Raw genomic sequence first — 14290 nt, 5'->3', positions numbered from 1 at the left:
GCACGCCGGCGGACCCTTGGGCTCGCGCTGAGGGACTTGGGTTTCTGTGAACCCACGGGGCTCTCGACCTCGATACTGGTGGGCTCGCCCATTCAACTGTCGCGTGTTGGCCTATCAGGCTCTGGAGCTGCTGCTGACCGTGACGACTGGCAGGGGGCCGGGGCTGGTGTCAGAGGGATCCGGTTGGATGAGCCCGTGACTGTCCATGACGTAGCCAGCCGGCTTCCCACCATCGCCACCCTGCGGGACCTGTGCCGCTCGCTTGCGATGCTCGACGATCCTGAGCCCGGACTGGGACAGCCGGTACTCCTCCTTCAACGCCACTTGGGCTGAAGGCGAGGAGATGGCCTCGATGCGCAACGGGTCGGGAGACGAGTATTCCATCGTGTTCTCGGCGCCCGGGGTCTACGTCCGCGGCTTCGGCCACGAATCGCCGATGAGCCCATATGGCCATGATGGCGAGCCCTGGCCGGGAGTGATCGACGATGTTCCCGATGTTTTCAAGCCCTTCGTCGACGAGGCCGCGTTCACCGACGAGGACGGTGTGCCCGTCGTGACGGCCTGCTTGTGGCGGGAGATGACGGATGATCAGTGGCACCACGGCACGATCGACTTCCCCTTGGATCGCACCGACCCTGATGGGGCGACGGGCCTGTTCCAACTATTGGTCGATCGCTCACCCGAAGCATTCCAGCGCTTCGCCGAGGACTATTACGAAGTCTCCGTGGAGCTGGAAGCGGTGCGTGACCTGTATGCCCTGCGGCCGCTGAACCAGGAACTCGTGTCGTCGTTGAACGTAGAGGTCACCCTGGCGGACCTGGCCCAAGACATCTCCGAAATCGGGTATGCGCAGACCCACTGAGAGTCAATCCGTCTGCCCACTGGCACGTTATTGCTGAATGGGCCTTCGTATTTAGCGGTCGCTGGTTCCCCGAGGGGTCCAGCCCGCTGGCGATCTTGCGTGGTCTCAGGCGGCGTATCGGTCCCATGTCCCGCTGATCTCGTGGCGGAGCCTGGTGGTGGGCTTGTCGTGGTAGCCGAGAGCATCCGCGACAACAGAGGGCAGGAAGTTCGAGGAGTTGCTGGCGGATGGCGGCGCGTGGTGCAGCGGCGGCAGGGCCCCGACTTCGTTCAAGAGCGCGGGCAGGTGATCCGGGCGGGTCGGCTGGTCGGCCCGGCGGCCCGGGAAGAGTCATCGGGATGCGGGGTCGGTGGCGGTGTTCATGTTGTCGCGGTTCCCGAGGTGCTCCAGCAACGGGGCAGCGACCGGCGCATGGACGGGCGAGGCCGCCGAAGGCCGATCGCTGCATCCGAGTCAACGCCCTCACTCCTGGCCCCGTCGAAGCTCCTGGTGGCGAAGAGTTGCGCGCCGCCTTCCCGCGCGAGGGTCGCTCGGACGCGGCCGATCCAGTGGCACCTACCCCGCTGGGACGCCCCGGGCGTCGCGGAGAGTCGCCGCAACCGAGCTGTACCTGGCATCGAACCAGAGCGCCTGCACCACCGGCGCCGAACTGCTCGTCGACGGCGGCGCCACCCAGCTCTGAAAGCCAAGGTGCCGCGGTGGCGGCGCCTTTCACTGCGTTCTTCGCTCACCGAAAGGAGCCCAAATGTACCCAACTTCCCCGGCCGGCAAGCTGCAGGGACCATCAGTCACATCCTTGCCCTGCTGGCAGCCTGAGACGCTGATGGTCTGTCCGACGTGTTCGCCGACGACATCGACCGGTTCGTCCCGGCGACAGCGGCCTTCCCTGGACCGGCGCCCGCTCCTGTCGCGAAGAGGTCTCCACATACTTCCGCACCCTGTGGCCGGTCTTCGTCGAGGGTGCGAGTGAATCAGAGATCGGCTAGATCATCGTGGACGGCGACGAGGCGGCCCTCTTCGGACGGTTCACGCACACGGTCAAATCGACCGGACGGCGCTTCACGACCCCCGTCGCCTTTCCACCTCACAATCCGCGACGGGCACATCGAACGCCTTTACCTGTTCGAAGACACTCTCGCCGTCGCACAGGCAATGGCCCCCGTGGATTGCACGGTTTCTATCCCTACGACGACGGAGGAGACAAGCGGTGAGCTTGAAGATCATCGTCACGGTGACGCGCGCACCCGACGCGGCGGGGGACAGGTGCTACGCCGAGGACACGACCATCGACCGGGACTCGGTTGACGGGCTGCTGCCGGAACTGGTCCACGGGCGCTGACCCTCCTTCGCAGGTGCCGGACCGGATTACGGGACGAGTCTGCATAGGGCTGTTGTTATTCGAGGTGGCTGCGGACGGGTGGGGAAGCTTCGGCCAGCTTGAGTGATCCAAGTTCACGCTGGTGGACGGCCGGGCCTCCGTTCGCAGGCGCGCGTGCGACGCCGACGCGTCTCGCGTCGGTTCATGAATCGATGCTAACCATCTCAAAAGGTGTCCTTGATCTAAATTACCGGCCAAAGCGACATTCCGGCTGTAGACATAGACGTGTCCGACCAGGCAGGCGCATCAGGCGCCTGCCATGAAAGGAGCACGGAATGCGGGTTTCCCGTCTTGCCGCCGCGCTGGGCGTCGCAGCCACCGTCCTGATGGGCGGCGCCACTGGCGCCAGCGCCGCAGCCTATGCGCCCTCGGTGGTATCTCATGCCACGTACGACCGTGATCACGAGCACGGTCACCACGGGCGGGGCGACCGTGACGACCGCTGGGGCAAGCACGACCGTGACGACCACCGGGGTCACCACAACCGTGATGACCGCTGGGGTCGCCACGACCGTGATGACCGCTGGGGTCGCCACGACCGTGACGACCGCCGGGGTCACCACGTCCGTGACGACCGCTGGCGCAACCACGACCGTGATGACCGCCGGGGTCACGGCGGCTGAAACCACCGGCCACTACGGTCTCCGCTGACCGGCCTCGGGGGTGCCCTCCACTGTTGAGGAGGGCACCCCTTTCCGATCCGTTCCGATCGCAGCGTCGCCCTGGACTACCCCGACGTCTCACCGGGCGCGGGATGGCACCGAGTTGCTGAAGGAAGCCGACGAGGTCCCTGTCCGACCGCTATTCGGCCAGCTTGCCGTTCTCGATGCGGTGAATCACTGTCGCGGTCATCGTGACTGGCTTTGCAGTGGAACACGTACACGACGCCGCCCCTCAAGGACGCCAACTGGCAGGCCGTCCGCGCCTGTTACCGCCTTGTGCGTCAGGTCGTCACCCAGGCCGACGGCCGCCTTCAAGTCATTGCCACCGACCGTGCGCAACTTGTCTCCACCCCATGGTCCGCGACGCCGTTGTGGCCAACTGGCGCGACGGAGACGCCCTCATTCCGGCTCACCGGCTTGCCCATTGCCCCCTCCCGGGAGCTGTGCGCCGGCCGCCGGCGGTGGCCTGAGGAGAGGCGGCCCACCAGACGGACGCTTCGGACCTGTCCCGTCTCAACTGATCTGGTCCGAAGCCGCGGCTGTGACCTGCGGCGACCAGAACGGTTGAGACACCGGGGCGGCTGAGAATCTCAGTTGATCTGGACCCTGGCGTATGAATACTGGCTGTTGACTCAGTTGTTCTGGTCTGCTTCCGGCGTTTCGAGTTGGACTAGTGGAAGAGCGTGCGAGAGATGATCATGCACGATGACCAGGTGGACGTGACCGCCGAAACGGTTGCGACGTTGATCCAGGAGCAGTTCCCTCAGTGGAGCGGCAAGGCGATCCGGCTCCTGCCGTCGACGGGGACGGTCAACGCCATCTTCCGCATCGGGAACGATCTCTCGGCGCGTTTCCCACTGCGTCTGGCCGATGCCGCCGAGACGCTGGCGTTTCTGGAACAGGAAGCCCAGGCGAGCGCGGAGCTGGCGCAGGTGTCTCGGTTCCCCGCCCCGGAACCCGTCGTCTTGGGAAAGCCTGGAGCGGGATACCCCATGCCGTGGTCGGTCCAGACATGGCTGCCGGGAACGGTCGCCTCGGATGCCGACCCGAGTGGGTCGGACGCTTTTGCCGAGGACCTTGCGGTCTTCATCGCAGCCCTCCGGGAGGCCGAGACACGGGGGTGGCTCTTCGACGGCGAGGGGCGTGGCGGCGTTCTCGCTCACCACGACGATTGGATGGCGAAGTGCTGCGCGGAGAGTGAGGGGCTGCTCGACGTGCCCCGGCTGCGCCAGGTGTGGAGTCACTTTCGGGCGTTGCCACGCACGGGTGCCGACGTGATGAGCCATCGTGACTTGATCCCCGGCAATGTCCTGGTCGCGGGAGGCCGGCTCAGCGGCGTACTCGACACTGGCGGCTTCGGCGCGGCCGACCCCGCGCTGGATCTGGTCAGTGCCTGGCACCTGTTGCAGCCGGGTCCGCGGAAAGTGCTGCGGCGGACACTGGACTGTGGCGATCTGGAGTGGGAGCGCGGCAAGGCATGGGCGTTCGAGCAGGCGATGGGTGTTGTCTGGTACTACGTCGAGACCAATCCGACGATGAGCAGAATGGGGCGCCGGACACTCGACCGCATTCTGGAGTCGACGGAGTGATGCGGCCCGGGTCATGGGCGGTGATAGAGACGATCGCTTGCCGCGCCCACTCACAGCAAAGTAGCCACACCGGACGACTTGGTCGTCGAACAGTGGACTCGTGCTCGTAGCGGATGCAGTCGGAGATCAAACAGGCGGCCGCCCGCCCTGACCCCCTTCGGCAACAGTGGCCTACAGCACCGGCCTCTGCTCGCCCGTGAGATCTCCCCGCCCCGTGAATCGTGATTATTCACAGCCCGAGGTCCACTTCGATACACGGCCTGATAGAGGGCCCATAGCCTGGCCGCACCAGATCAACTATCCGGGCCCCACGGGGTGAGCCCATCGCTAGAACTGGATGAAGGTGACTCTGATGTTGAACTACGGACTCGACATGACCGGCGTGGAGCACGGCCTTGCTCTGCCTGATTTGGTGGCTGAAGGAGATGAACTCGACGCCTTGGTGTCAGGTCAGGCTGACTGGACCAAGCCCACACCCGCCGCGGGGTGGACGATAGCTCACCAGCTCGCTCATCTCGCTTCGGCTGATGCGAACGTTCTCATCGCCATACGGACCCCGGACGCCTTCGGCGCGGTCTTGGAGCAGGCGGAGGCCTTAGGCAGTCAGTCCGCCGATCTCGACGCTGCCGTGGGAGCCGCCAAGCCGCGATCGGCGTTGCTGGAACAATGGCGCGCCGGCCGGACCGAGGTGGCAGCGGCGCTACGTGGCATCTCACTGGACCACGGGTTTCCGTGGTACGGCTCGCAGTTGACCGCGGCGCTCATGGTGCCGCTTCGACTCATGGAAACGTGGGCTCACGGGCAGGACATCTTCGATGCACTGGGTGTCTCGCGTCGTCCCACGGGTCGGCTCCACCATGTTGCCTCCTTGGGAGTGGTAGGGCGGGAGTTGTCGTTCTATGCTGCCCAGTTGCCTGTTCCGGCGGAGGCGTTTCGAGTCGAGTTGACTGCTCCCGACGGCCAGGACTGGGCATGGGGCCCGGAAGGTGCCGTGCAGCGGGTTCAGGGCAGCGCCCTCGACTTCTGTCTTCGAGTCACCCAGCGCCGGCCTCGAGCGGAAACTGACCTCACGGCGGTCGGCAAGGATGCGCAGAGGTGGCTTGATATTGCTCGCGTTTTCCTCTGAAGGGCTCCCGTGGCGTGCCCGTACGCGTGGTACTGGCCCTTCAGGGCTTTCGCCAGCCCTGGCCTGACAAGCCGGAACGAGGATCCTCCGGCGCGGTCGCCGCTGTGTGGCTGTGCCCGAAGACGTCTATTGGGTCCGCGACCTCCGGTACTCCTCGACCACCAGGTCGGTCAGCTCGGCCACCGATGTCTCCGACGTGCGCTTGTCGAAGGTGATCTCGCCGTGCTGAAGGAGGTTGACCCGGTCGCAGACCTCGAAGACCTGGGCGTAGTTGTGGGCGATGATGATGACGGAGACCTCACCGCGGGCTTTGAGGTCGTTGACCAGGTCGAGGATGAGTGCGCCTTCCTTGGCGCCCATTGCGGCCAGGGGCTCGTCGAGAAGGAGGACCCTGGCCTCGGAATAGACCGAGCGGGCCACAGCGATGGCCTGGCGCTGGCCGCCGGAGAGCTTGGCGACCTCGACATCGACCGAGGGGATGTTCACCCCCATCTCGTCCAGGTGCTCCTGGGCGATCTTGCGCATCGCGCGGTTGTTCAGCAGCCGGGTGGGGCGGATCTTCTCGCGGTTCAGGAACATGTTGTGGTAGACCGTCAGCTCGTTCACCAGCGCCAGGTCCTGGTACACCGCGTCGATGCCGAGCGAGCGGGCATGGTCGACCGACTTGAGCGTCACCTCCTCGCCGTTGAGGAGGATGCGGCCGGCGTCGGGCCGGTGGAAGCCGCAGAGGATCTTCAACAGGGTTGACTTTCCAGCGCCGTTGTCACCGACAAGGGCGAGTACCTCACCCTTGTGCAGGCGCAGGTTCACGTCCCGCAGCGCCGTGACCGCACCGAAGCCCTTGGCCATGTGCTCCACGGAGAGCGCCGGTGATGGTGTCTGCCCGGTCATCGCGCTCATCGGCGGCCTGCCCTTCGCAGTCTGGTCAGGTACACGTTGAGCACCATGGAGAGGATGATCGCCGCACCGAGGATGATGTTGAACGGGTTGGCGTTGATGCCGATGAGGTTGAATCCGTTGCGCAGCTCCGCGAGGACGAGCGCGCCGAGCAGCGCGCCGACGACCGTCCCTGAGCCGCCGGCCAGCGCCGTACCGCCGATGACCGCGGCGGAGACGGCGGTGAACATCGGGGACGCGCCATCCGCACCCGCAGAAGTCGGGTCGATCGAGTCGACGCGGAATGCCTCGAGGATGCCGGCGAAGGCCCCGAGGGCGCTGGTGACCATGAAGTTGCCGAACTTGATGCGGCCGGTCCTGATGCCGGCCTCGCTCGCGCCGAGCGGGTTGCCGCCAGTGGCGATCGTGTACAGGCCCCAGCGTGAACGGGTGAGGACCACGTGGAAGTACGCGACGATGATCAGGCACCAGATCAGTTCCGACCAGTCCGACTGCCCGAACCAGCCTCGCACCCCGTGTGCCGCCTCGGGGATCTGTGCCGGGTACGCGTGCGACGTGGTCAGCATGATGCCCAGGATGAAGAAGAGCATGCCGAGCGTGGCGACGAACGACGGTACCTTGAGCACGACCACCACGAAGCCGTTGACGAGACCGATGACGGCGCCGGCCAGTATCGAGCCGATGATCGCGACGATCGGGTACGTGCCGTAGTAGTCGATCATGTAGTGCATCAGGAACGGCGACAGCGCGAAGACGGCGCCCACCGACAGATCGATCTCCCCGCTGACCAGCAGCAGCACCATGCCCGCAGCAATGATCGCGTACGGTGCCGTCTGCTGGGAGAGGTTGACCAGGTTGTTGCGGGCCAGGAAGTCCGAGTTGTTGGACCAGAAGTACAGCAGCAGGCCCACCGCGACGATGAAGATGGTGGCCTCGCGGCGGATGACGAATGCCTCGAAGGCCAGGCGCAGCGGGCCGTGCCGCCTCACCGGCGGGGTGCCGGCTGTGGTGGTCTTCGCGTCGGTCGCGTCCTGCACGGCCCGCTCGCTCATGCGTGTGCGATGGGGCGGGAGCGCTTGACCAGTTGCTGTTTCGTGCTGGAGCCCTCGTACCGGGTCTTGGTCTGCAGATAGGGGTCGACGTTGTCCTTGGTCACGAAGAGCAGGCCGGTGTCGGTGACACTCGGGATCACCAGTCCGCCGGACAGCTTGTACATCCACAGGTAGAGCACGCTCAAAAAGCCCTGCAGATAGGGTTGTTGGTCGATGGTGAAGTCGAGGTCACCCGCTTTGATCGCGGTGAGGGTGTTCGGGTTCAGGTCGAAGCCGCCCGCGACCACGCCCTTCTGTTTGAGGCCGTACTTTTTCACGACCTTGCCGACGCTCTCCGTCGAACCCGCGTCGACCGCGAACAGGCCCTTGAGGTCCTTGTGTCCGCTGACATACGCGTCGATGGTCGACAGTTCCTGAGGAAGCTCCGCGCCGCTGGCGACCGACTTGAAGTTGATCGACTTGCCGGATGCCTTGATCGCGTCGGTGGCCCCGTCGATGCGTGGCTGGATGTTGAGCGCGCCCGGGGTGGCGATGAACCCGACCGCGTCCCCGCCGGAAGGCATCAGCGAGGCGATGCGGCGGCCCAGCTCGACCCCGGACTGGTAGAGGTCCTGCCCGACGTAACAGAGCCGGCTCGTCCCCGGATTCCCTTTCGCCCCGTCCGCGTTGTACGAGAGGGTCGGGATTCCGGCGTTCAGGGCTTTGTCGACGGGCGACGTGAAGGCGTTCTTGTCGACGACCGCTATGGCGATGCCGTCGGCCTTCGCGGAGACGGCTGAGGACATGGCGCTGACCATTTCCGGGACGCTCGAGTCCTTCGAGCCGGTCCACTGGAACGAGGCGCCCAGGAGCGCGCAGGCGTCCGCTGCGCCGTATTGCGTCGGAGTGAAGAACGGGTTCGTCGTGACGTGGTTGACGAACACGAACTTCCATGTCGGCGTCTTCGGGAAGTCGCCGACGCCGTCGCCCGATTTGTTGTCGCTGCTCTTGTTGTCCGCTGAGCAGGCGGACAGCAAGGCCGCCGCGGCGGCCGAGGCGCTCAGCATGCCGGCGCCGGTCAGCAGTCGCCGCCTGGCCAGCCCGTTCAGGCTGAGCGTGTCGACGGCCTCTTCCACCTGTGGATCGATCTTCTTCATGATCACTCCGGTGCGCTCGGCTCATGCTGCCCGGTATTTCGAACGGCGTTCGGCACTTTTGGTGGAGCTGAACGTAGAACCGGCCTGATATGTCGTCAAGGCCCTGAGCGGGCTACGGTTTCGCCAAGATTTGTACGTAGATCGCCGGCCCCGCCATGCCTACGTCGGCGGCTACGTCGTCATCGGTCAAGGGCTGGCTTCGGCCTCCGGATAGTGCCGGCGGAGCACGGAAAGACCGATCGCCGCCCGCCGTACGCGCTCGCGCGCGGTCGCCACGGCCACGTCGGCAAGGTGCGCTCCGGAGGGATACAGCGACGGCGCGTTCCGTACCGTGAACTTGAGGTGGACGGGAGCCGCTACGCGCACGAGGGCCGGCATCTCGTAGTAGCGGACCACGCCGCCGAATTCGTCGGCGCTCTCCACGTAGACGTCCAGAGGCGCGTCGACCGCGCTCCGGATCGCCGCCATCTGGGCGAGGGTGAGATCGATCGGCAGGTTGATCGTGGTGACCCCGAGGTCCTCAAGGACCCGTGCGGCCGCGGGATTGGCCGTCGGCATCGATATCGACGCCTTGATTTCCAGGTCAGGCGGCAGGTCGCCGGACTGCCGCATACGGCCGAGGACCCACAGTTGGCCGATGTCGGCCACGAGCACACTGCGCACGCCGAGGTCGCAGCCGCGGATGACGTCCTCGACCCCGTACGCGAGCTGATCGGCGCCGCGCAGCACCGCCGCCGCACCGACACCCGCGGCCGACGCGGCCTGGACGCCGATGTCCCAACCGCCGCGTGGTCCGACGAAGAGGCAGACCTCCACGTCGTGTTCGCGGCCAAGTGCCACCATCTGCTCGATCTCCGAGTCGGCGAGGAGCATCATTCCGCTGCCCTGGCTGATGCGGTGAATCCGGATCCCGTGCCGCTCGGCCTCATCCGTCACCGCTTGGAACGGCCCTGGGCCTTCGACCGACGGGATCTCCACCCGGTACTGCCCGCCGTCCGGGAAGCGCTTGTCCGAGTCGGGCAGTTCCCCGAGGTCCCGCTCTGGCAGCCCGAGCGCGGACAGCGACCGCCGTGACCGTTCCATGCCGTCCATACGGACCTTCTTCCGATCGATATCTCGAACTTTGTTCGGCCTCGCTGCGCTTGGACGGTAGGCAGCCAACGACGAGCCGTCAACGGTCTGCGAAGCCACTGCGGGGCGGACCTCCGGCTATGTCTTGTCTCGCGCGCCGGCTGCTCCGATATCGGCCGGGCCCTATGGATTTGGACAGTGAGTTCATTCCAACCCAGCGATATAGTCCGTCAGTTGGGCGGCTCTGCGGCGCGGTGAAGCTGCGCGCCAACGGGCCAGTCTCCGCCGGGAGACCGGCAAACGATGGCGGCGACTGACTGCCGGCCGCGGGGGACGGCCATTGCCCTGAGCTGGGGAACTCAGGTCGGACGATCGCCTTAAGCACCGCTCACGAGATGAGTGACGGGGCGAGTGGGCTCACTTGGCGTGAGTCAGAGTGGTTCGCAAGCGGCCGCATTCTGCCGAGAGGTTGGCCAGAGCGGAGTGGTCTGGTTTGTTCGGGATGACGAGGGAAGTCCGGATGGCTCCCTCTCCGCGGACGGCATGCGGAGTCTTCCCTACTGGTCGACCGCGGCCCGCGCTCAGTCACGGCAGCTGTAGTTCTTGATCACGGTTGGTCGTGACGGTGGTGTCGTTGCTGGTGGCAGGCGGTCGCGACGGCTTGGTGATGGCGTCGCCAGGCGGTCCAGTGCTGGACGTGCTCGCGGTCGCGGACGGGTGGCGGGAGCACGAGGGCTCGCAGGAGCCGGATGAGTTCGGGGCGGCTCAGCGGGACGAGCGCCGGCTTGTCGGCGGCGTCGTGGACGGCGGTTGCCGTGAGGGCAAGAACGGCGGCGGCGATCAGGGAGAACAGTGACCAGCGCATCCAAGAGTTCCAGCAGGCCAAGTGGCCCTGGTCGAGTCCGGTGAAGACCTAGGTGAGTTGGAAGGTTTGTTCCGCAGGAACAAACCCACTCTCTCCCGCTTTCCGTGCCGTAGGCACGCAAGCTTATGGAATGGCCGGAGACCAATTCCATAACCACCCGCCGGAGGCGGGCAATTCGCGCGGGGGACGCGCGAAACGAGCATGCGAGTATTCGGCCGCCGGAGACAGCGGTTACGTCATCGCGTCCATGCGGCAGCTGGCGGACGAATCGCACATGAAGATGACCGCAGCCAAATCGAACAAGCAGAAGCTGGTCCAACGCGGCCTGCTGACGTCGAGTGAGCGGTTCAGCCCGAGGAACGGTGCCCGGATCGCCGACTTGTACCGGGTGCACCTGGACCTGCTGGCAGGCATGAAGCGGGAGCGCTCTGACTACGGGCCGACCCTTGTGGAAGAGGTGACCTTCAACATCCCTCAGGAAAACCGCAGGGACCGCATCGGGGCCCGCCGCGGCACACAGGCAACATCGCCAAGGCCGCCGCGGCCCGCAAGCTGCTCACCTTGGCCTACTACGAACTGCGCGACGGCGAGGTCCGCTGCCTGCCCGCAGGACCAGGCGTGAGCATCCGGAACCCACAGCCGATGAGAGACCGTCCCGAAGTCTCGCCCCCGCACGCGAGGCCGTTTTCATTGATTCCGCGCTCTTTGCAGAGGTTGATCCGGGTGTCGGTGAGCCGGGTGGCCGCTGGGCTGCCAGCGGCCACCGAAGGCTTGGTGCGGTTCAGAAGGTGAGGGCCAGTGCTGCCTGAGTGTCCTTGATGCACGCATTGGCGAAGGTGTGCTCGTAGTTCACGCGAGTCCCGCGCCATACGCCCTGCACGGTGACGACCACAGGCCGGTACTCCATCGTGCACCGGGAGTCTGCCGCATTGGCGCGAAGTGTGGCCAGGCGGTCGAGGTTCCCGTTCACACGGTCTAAGTCGGCGCAGGCCTGCCGCGGGTCGGGGTGGGTCCCGGTGGTGGTGTAGGCGCAGTTCACCGTGACCGCGCGTTCCGGCACTGCGGTGCCGGCGTTCTCGCCGTGGCCGGTGGTCATGACCAGGGCCGAGGGGGCATACAGCGAGGCGGGGGCGCTGTGGGCGGGCAGGCTCAGCGGGCCCACCAGGGCTGTCGCGAGCACCGCTCCTCCTGCCACGGCCCGGCGTATCACTGATCGCATGATGCAACTCCCATCTGGTTGAGGTGCTCAGGGCCCCGAAGTACCCGCTCTACTGCTCCCGTCCCAGGAGGAAGAAGCCGAACCGTTCCGCACCGCTGCTATCAGGACCTGGTCAGCCGTTCAACCAGCGGCCCGACCGGCTAGGCCGTCGCCGCAGCCAAAGAGGTGAGCGGCCGGTCATCGCGCCCCGCCTGCCACAAGAAGCGGCCGGTCGACCCTGACATCAAACGACCTGAACCGTACGGGCGTGAGCGCTCGCTTCGGAGCCCGGGACTCTGGACGTCCGGGCCACGTCGTGACGCGGCTGCTGACAGCGGCCGCACAGGGACCCATTGCAGGTTCCGGGGCCGCGGCCTGCGCGAACGGAGTCTTCCGGAGTGCGGTGCACCGTGAAGCACTGTGTGCTGACGAGGGGGCCGGTCCGCTTGGAGAACGGGAATGTGATGAAAAAGGCCGTGGTGATGACGATGCGCTGGGACGGCGTCACGCCGGAGCAGTACGAGATGATCCGTAATATGGTCCGCTGGGAGGAGAACACGCCGGACGGCGCGTGCCTGCACGTCGCCTCTTTCGAGGGCGGCGCGCTGCATGTGACGGATGTGTGGGAGTCGCAGGCGGCATTCGAACCTTTCTTCGGTGATCGGCTGGCTGTCGCGGTCAAGGAGGCCGGGATCGAGGGTGAGCCGCGGACGGACTTCCGGCCGCTGCACCGCCGCTTCATCGCCCCGGGCGTGACCGGCGCCGCCGGCTGAAGACTTCACAGAACCGGAAGTTCACACAAGACGCCGACTCTGGACACACGTGATCAGGGCCCCGTCCCGGACGCAGCCGGTACGGGGCCTTGATCTGCGCACACAGCCCCCGGAGTGCCGGGGCGGCCGGGCGGCCGTCGCTTCGTGGTCGGCGAGGGGCGACGGCCGCCGTGTGCGAGAACGCGCGTCGTCCCCTGACGCTTGTCCCCGCGCGGGGATGTCCGTGCGGCCAGGGGCGTTTGGGAGCGCGCACCGCTGAGATCAGTCGCAGTGACGAGGCCCAGGACCTGGGACCTTCGTCTGGCGGGCTCCGGCCCACGGTAAGGACGCTTGTCGTCCGACGCAGTGTCTGGGCGTCTGTGGACCGGGCCATGCATCGGCGCGGGGGACGATCAGCATCTGCGCACAAATGGAGAACGATCACGGGCCATGGCAGGTCACGGTAAGGCGTGGTCCGGAGGCGTCTGCGTTCGTCTCCGGACCACGCCGTGAGCCTATCTGGCTTGCTGGCACGGTGGTTCGAGGGTGGCCAAAGATGCTGGGTGGCGGCGTTGTCGGCAAGGGCTGAAATGAGAGCTAAGGTCAGCGGATCCAATCAGGGCCAGTGGGTGGGTCTCGTGATCAGCGGTGCTGGAGTCGAGCGAGCCGGTGCTCCGTAAGCTGCTGAAGCAGACACCGACGATGCCGGTAACCGTGATCGCGGAGCGGATCGGCTGGGAACGCGGCCTGACTGTCCTACGTGAACGGGTGAGGGAACTAAAAACGCGACGTCCCCGTGATACTGGGTGCGCAGGCGAACTCGGCTGTCTTACTGAGGAGTTGGGAAGGGGGCACGGACGAGCAGCTGTGAGGGGAGAGAGGGCCGTAACCCCGGCGTGGCTGGTGGCGGGCGGCCACGTGCGGGACGTGCGTCGTCCCCTGACACCCGTCCCGCACCGACCACCGGCCCCCGGTGCGTTGCGAAAGCCCTGCCCAGTCTTCGAACCCGGTAGTCCCGCTGGCTGGCGACCGCTTCCCGGAACGTTCGGAACAGGCCAATGGGAATGGAACTGTCGGCATCGTTTCGGGTCGGCCCGGGTGCGGGCGGCCTGGCGGCTGGGAGAATGGGGGCTGCGGCCGCCCCAGGGATCGGCGTGTGGCCGTGTGCGAGGACGCGTGGCAGGCATCGACCGCCACTTAATGCCATTGTCGACCAGGTACCGGATCGCATCGAGCATTACGCGGTGGCAGTTTCCCTCCGGCCGGCCGCCCCGCCCGCGCATCCAGCCCGGTACCGGCAGCAGCGGCCGGACCTCAGCCCACTCCGCGCTCGTCATGTCCGCCGGGTACCGGCGCTGCCGCTCGGGCCAGTCACCGGCGTTGCCGCACACGTGCGCGTGGCAATCACACGGTGGAGCGGCCGAGTTGGACTGCCCGGCCATCGACACGGAAGACTGCGGCGCCAGGGCCTTCCTGTTGCTCTATGGATTGGACACCCACGAGGTGTTCAGGAGGTCCTGTCGTTATGCCCTCGCCAGGGAGGACCACCCGGCCGGGAACCCGCGTTCGACCGCCACCACTCAAGGTCGAAAAAACAACAGCTACTTAGAAGTCATCTCATTTGGTTCGGTAGGCTGTCGGTCGTGGTTTCGATCGTTGAGCGGCTGGTGCCGGATGAGTTGTGGGAGCTGTTCCAGCGGGT

The 14290-nt window shown here is 66.2% G+C and carries 12 protein-coding genes and 4 pseudogenes; 8 read left to right on the top strand and 8 right to left on the bottom strand.

Features of this window, described 5'->3' with window-relative positions:
- Nucleotides 1–195: 195 nt before the first annotated feature.
- Nucleotides 196–862, top strand: a pseudogene (locus ACGFYN_RS42975) (hypothetical protein).
- A gap of 105 nt (nucleotides 863–967) precedes the next feature.
- On the opposite strand, the gene ACGFYN_RS42970 reads toward ACGFYN_RS42975, so the two are convergent.
- The gene (locus ACGFYN_RS42970) at nucleotides 968–1135 is read right to left on the bottom strand and encodes a hypothetical protein (RefSeq protein ID WP_393871460.1); all 168 of its coding nucleotides are present in this window, start codon (nucleotides 1133–1135) and stop codon (nucleotides 968–970) included.
- Nucleotides 1136–1296: 161 nt separating this feature from the next.
- Here ACGFYN_RS42970 and ACGFYN_RS42965 point away from each other — a divergent pair.
- The 5 genes and pseudogenes from ACGFYN_RS42965 to ACGFYN_RS42945 form a co-directional block, all read left to right on the top strand.
- Nucleotides 1297–1544 (top strand): annotated as a pseudogene (locus ACGFYN_RS42965) (SDR family oxidoreductase); the annotation flags it as partial.
- Between the two features lie 525 nt (nucleotides 1545–2069).
- Nucleotides 2070–2186: pseudogene (locus ACGFYN_RS42960) on the top strand (electron transfer flavoprotein subunit beta); the annotation flags it as partial.
- A gap of 450 nt (nucleotides 2187–2636) precedes the next feature.
- Entirely contained in the window at nucleotides 2637–2891 is a 255-nt protein-coding gene (locus tag ACGFYN_RS42955; RefSeq protein WP_393871459.1) for a hypothetical protein, read from the top strand.
- A 703-nt stretch (nucleotides 2892–3594) separates the two neighbouring features.
- Nucleotides 3595–4491 (top strand): aminoglycoside phosphotransferase family protein, encoded by an 897-nt coding sequence (locus ACGFYN_RS42950; RefSeq protein ID WP_393871458.1) that lies wholly within the window; start codon nucleotides 3595–3597, stop codon nucleotides 4489–4491.
- 352 nt (nucleotides 4492–4843) lie between these two features.
- Nucleotides 4844–5617 (top strand): TIGR03084 family metal-binding protein, encoded by a 774-nt coding sequence (locus ACGFYN_RS42945; RefSeq protein ID WP_393871457.1) that lies wholly within the window; start codon nucleotides 4844–4846, stop codon nucleotides 5615–5617.
- A gap of 126 nt (nucleotides 5618–5743) precedes the next feature.
- Here ACGFYN_RS42945 and ACGFYN_RS42940 read toward each other — a convergent pair whose 3' ends face one another.
- From ACGFYN_RS42940 to ACGFYN_RS42920, 5 genes are all read right to left on the bottom strand, one after another.
- On the bottom strand, nucleotides 5744–6517 hold the full coding sequence (locus ACGFYN_RS42940; protein ID WP_393871456.1) for an ATP-binding cassette domain-containing protein: 774 nt from the start codon (nucleotides 6515–6517) through the stop codon (nucleotides 5744–5746).
- A complete protein-coding gene (locus ACGFYN_RS42935) occupies nucleotides 6514–7566 on the bottom strand; it encodes an ABC transporter permease (RefSeq protein ID WP_393871455.1) in 1053 nt (350 codons plus the stop codon). The genes ACGFYN_RS42940 and ACGFYN_RS42935 overlap by 4 nt, the downstream gene beginning before the upstream one ends.
- Nucleotides 7563–8702 carry a sugar ABC transporter substrate-binding protein gene (locus ACGFYN_RS42930; protein WP_393871454.1) on the bottom strand — a complete coding sequence of 380 codons (1140 nt, stop codon included), beginning with the start codon at nucleotides 8700–8702 and terminating at the stop codon, nucleotides 7563–7565. Before ACGFYN_RS42930 ends, ACGFYN_RS42935 begins: the two co-directional genes overlap by 4 nt.
- A 186-nt stretch (nucleotides 8703–8888) precedes the next feature.
- Nucleotides 8889–9893, bottom strand: coding sequence for a U32 family peptidase (locus tag ACGFYN_RS42925; protein ID WP_393871453.1), 1005 nt, complete (start codon nucleotides 9891–9893; stop codon nucleotides 8889–8891).
- 487 nt (nucleotides 9894–10380) lie between these two features.
- Nucleotides 10381–10638: a hypothetical protein gene (locus tag ACGFYN_RS42920; protein ID WP_393871452.1), complete on the bottom strand. Its 258-nt coding sequence runs from the start codon at nucleotides 10636–10638 to the stop codon at nucleotides 10381–10383.
- 130 nt (nucleotides 10639–10768) lie between these two features.
- On the opposite strand from ACGFYN_RS42920, the gene ACGFYN_RS42915 reads away from it, so the two are divergent.
- Nucleotides 10769–11260, top strand: a complete 492-nt coding sequence (locus ACGFYN_RS42915; RefSeq protein WP_393871451.1) for a hypothetical protein — start codon at nucleotides 10769–10771, stop codon at nucleotides 11258–11260.
- Nucleotides 11261–11419: 159 nt separating this feature from the next.
- Here the strand turns inward: ACGFYN_RS42915 and ACGFYN_RS42910 are convergent, their stop codons facing one another.
- Complete coding sequence (locus tag ACGFYN_RS42910) at nucleotides 11420–11857, bottom strand: SSI family serine proteinase inhibitor (protein WP_393871450.1); 438 nt, start codon at nucleotides 11855–11857, stop codon at nucleotides 11420–11422.
- Nucleotides 11858–12300: 443 nt separating this feature from the next.
- On the opposite strand from ACGFYN_RS42910, the gene ACGFYN_RS42905 reads away from it, so the two are divergent.
- The gene (locus ACGFYN_RS42905; RefSeq protein WP_393871449.1) at nucleotides 12301–12609 is read left to right on the top strand and encodes a hypothetical protein; all 309 of its coding nucleotides are present in this window, start codon (nucleotides 12301–12303) and stop codon (nucleotides 12607–12609) included.
- A 1163-nt stretch (nucleotides 12610–13772) separates the two neighbouring features.
- Here ACGFYN_RS42905 and ACGFYN_RS42900 read toward each other — a convergent pair.
- A pseudogene (locus ACGFYN_RS42900) lies at nucleotides 13773–13925 on the bottom strand (transposase); the annotation flags it as partial.
- Nucleotides 13926–14290 lie beyond the last annotated feature (365 nt).

Origin of the sequence: Streptomyces sp. NPDC048419 (assembly GCF_043200415.1) — a bacterium.
GTDB lineage: Bacteria > Actinomycetota > Actinomycetes > Streptomycetales > Streptomycetaceae > Streptomyces.
This window is presented reverse-complemented; position numbering and strand designations above follow the sequence as displayed.

Bases quoted from the DNA above. Each gene is read 5' to 3' on its own strand.
- ACGFYN_RS42935 (WP_393871455.1), bottom strand. From the start codon at position 7,566: ATGAGCGAGCGGGCCGTGCAGGACGCGACCGACGCGAAGACCACCACA.
- ACGFYN_RS42940 (WP_393871456.1), bottom strand. From the start codon at position 6,517: ATGAGCGCGATGACCGGGCAGACACCATCACCGGCGCTCTCCGTGGAG.
- ACGFYN_RS42945 (WP_393871457.1), top strand. From the start codon at position 4,844: ATGTTGAACTACGGACTCGACATGACCGGCGTGGAGCACGGCCTTGCT.
- ACGFYN_RS42905 (WP_393871449.1), top strand. From the start codon at position 12,301: ATGAAAAAGGCCGTGGTGATGACGATGCGCTGGGACGGCGTCACGCCG.
- ACGFYN_RS42915 (WP_393871451.1), top strand. From the start codon at position 10,769: ATGGCCGGAGACCAATTCCATAACCACCCGCCGGAGGCGGGCAATTCG.
- ACGFYN_RS42920 (WP_393871452.1), bottom strand. From the start codon at position 10,638: ATGCGCTGGTCACTGTTCTCCCTGATCGCCGCCGCCGTTCTTGCCCTC.
- ACGFYN_RS42910 (WP_393871450.1), bottom strand. From the start codon at position 11,857: ATGCGATCAGTGATACGCCGGGCCGTGGCAGGAGGAGCGGTGCTCGCG.
- ACGFYN_RS42930 (WP_393871454.1), bottom strand. From the start codon at position 8,702: ATGAAGAAGATCGATCCACAGGTGGAAGAGGCCGTCGACACGCTCAGC.
- ACGFYN_RS42950 (WP_393871458.1), top strand. From the start codon at position 3,595: ATGATCATGCACGATGACCAGGTGGACGTGACCGCCGAAACGGTTGCG.